The sequence below is a fragment of the Burkholderia sp. E168m23 genome, from assembly GCF_016586125.1.
GTDB lineage: Bacteria > Pseudomonadota > Gammaproteobacteria > Burkholderiales > Burkholderiaceae > Burkholderia > Burkholderia orbicola.
This window is the reverse complement of the sequence record NZ_BCPP01001091.1, coordinates 1-2,169: the sequence shown is the minus strand read 5'-3', so window position 1 is coordinate 2,169 and position 2,169 is coordinate 1. Positions and strand designations below refer to the sequence as shown.

Genomic DNA, 2,169 nt, shown 5'->3' with positions numbered 1-2,169 from the left:
GCAATGCGGGCCGGATGACGTGCTGCAGCGCACACGAAACAGTGCGCGCCGCAGCGACGGACGACGGCGCCAACGACCGTCGCCCGCGCCATCGCATTACTGGCTAAAGAGGCGGCGCGTGATCGGCGAACCGGCCGGGATGCCGGCTTCCTCGAGCTTCGCGTACAGCTTCATCAGTTGCTGGTCGATCGCGACCAGCGTCGACTCCGGCAGCGGCCGGCGCGAATCGTCGACGACGCGTGCGCCGATCCGCTCGGACAGCGACTTCGCGTAATCGCACATCAGCCGGAACGGCAGGATGTCCTCTTCCGCCACCGGCACGTCGAGCACCAGCGTGATCATGTTGCCGCCCTTGTACGTCAGGTCGTCGCGCAGGAAGTTGGTGTCGCCGAACTGCAGCATGAATACCGGGTTCTGCTTCGCGTCGAGCTTCACGAAGCGCGTGCCGTCGCGCGACAGCAGCAGCCCGTCCTGCGACGCGACCGCCTGCACGTAGTTCGCCGACCACGGCGCACCGTCCGACATCACGTTGATCGACAGTTGCGCGTCGCACTGCGCGGCAAACGCGTCGAGCTCGCGCGCCATCGCGACCGTTTCCATCATGTCCGGGAATTCCGGCGCGCCGTCGATCGCGTCCGCGAACTGCTGGACGCCCGTCACGAATTCGGAGAATTCGAGCTCGTTCAGCGCGCCGCTGCGGTTCGCAAGCTGGGCAGCCGCGCGCAGCTCTTCGTAGCGCACGCCGTTCTGCAGCAGTTCCCACTGGCCGCCTTCCGGCTTGCCTTCGATGTGCACGGGCTTGCTGCCCGCGCGGCGCAGTCGCTGCGCGACCGGCAGGATCTTGTCGCCCGGCAGCGGGCCGTTGAGGCGGATCGGCACGATGCAGTCGATCCGGCGGTCGACGATCGCAGGCGGCGCCGACGAGACCGTCGTCGCGGCCGGCATCACCGGTTCGGTCGGCTCGGCCGGTTCGGCCGCCGCTTCATGCGTGGCGGCGGGCACGGCCTCTTCGCCGGCAACCGGTTCGGTCGATTCGGCCGACGTGTCGACGCCCGTCGCCTCGGCCTGCAGGTCGGCCGGCGTATCGGCCGGCGCCGCGCCGCTCCCGGCCCCGCCGAACGTCGGCTCGACGCGCGCGGCTTCGGCCGCAGCCGCCGGCGCCGCCGCGACCGGTGCCGCGGGCTCGCGGCGCACCGGCTGACGCACCGGTTCGATGAACGGCAACTCTTCGTCGCGCTCGGGGCGGTTCATCGCCTCGGCCGCTTCCTCCGGCATCGGGCGCGGCATCCTGCGCCGCACTTTCGCGCCCTGCCATGCGTTGTAGACCACGACGCCGCCCACCACGACGGCGCCCGCGCCGATCAAACCGAGTGTCAACTCGTCCATGCACGCTCCATCAGCAATTCTTTTTCGTCGGGACCGCGAACGGGCGCTCGTGCGCCGCGCGAACGCGGTCCGGTTTCGTCAAACGTCAATTCTGGGCAAAACCCGCGGCGGTTTCCATGTCCACCGCCACGATCCGCGACACGCCCTGCTCCTGCATCGTCACGCCGATCAGCTGCTGCGCCATTTCCATCGCGATCTTGTTGTGCGAGATGAACAGGAACTGCGTCTTGTCGGACATCGCGCGCACGAGATTCGCGAAACGCTCGGTGTTCGCGTCGTCCAGCGGCGCGTCGACCTCGTCGAGCAGACAGAACGGCGCCGGGTTCAGCTGGAACATCGCGAACACGAGCGCGGTCGCGGTCAGCGCCTTCTCGCCGCCCGACAGCAGGTGAATCGTCGCGTTCTTCTTGCCCGGCGGCTGCGCCATCACCTGCACGCCGGCATCGAGAATCTCGTCGCCCGTCATGATCAGCTTCGCCTGGCCGCCGCCGAACAGGCGCGGGAACAGGTCGCTGAAATGACGGTTGACCTCGTCGAAGGTGCCCTGCAGCAGCGTGCGGGTTTCCTGGTCGATCTTGTGGATCGCGTCCTCGAGCGTCGTGATCGCGTCGATCAGGTCGGCCGATTGCGCGTCGAGGAACACCTTGCGCTCGCTCGCGGCCTTCAGCTCGTCGAGCGCGGCCATGTTCACCGGGCCGAGTGCGTTGATCGCGTTGTTCAGGCGCGTGACTTCGCCCTGCAGGTACGAAGGCTTGAGATCCGGCGTCAGCTTCGCGGCCAGCG

General features: G+C 68.3%; 2 protein-coding genes. Both read right to left on the bottom strand.

All coding sequences use genetic code 11. The annotated features are described in order from the left end of the window. Window positions 1–96: 96 nt before the first annotated feature. Window positions 97–1,386 (bottom strand): cell division protein ZipA C-terminal FtsZ-binding domain-containing protein, encoded by a 1,290-nt coding sequence (locus JMF90_RS34390; RefSeq protein ID WP_077178245.1) that lies wholly within the window; start codon window positions 1,384–1,386, stop codon window positions 97–99. 85 nt (window positions 1,387–1,471) lie between these two features. Beyond that, a partial coding sequence (locus JMF90_RS34385) for a chromosome segregation SMC family protein (protein ID WP_201326101.1) occupies window positions 1,472–2,169 on the bottom strand: 698 nt, incomplete at its 5' end.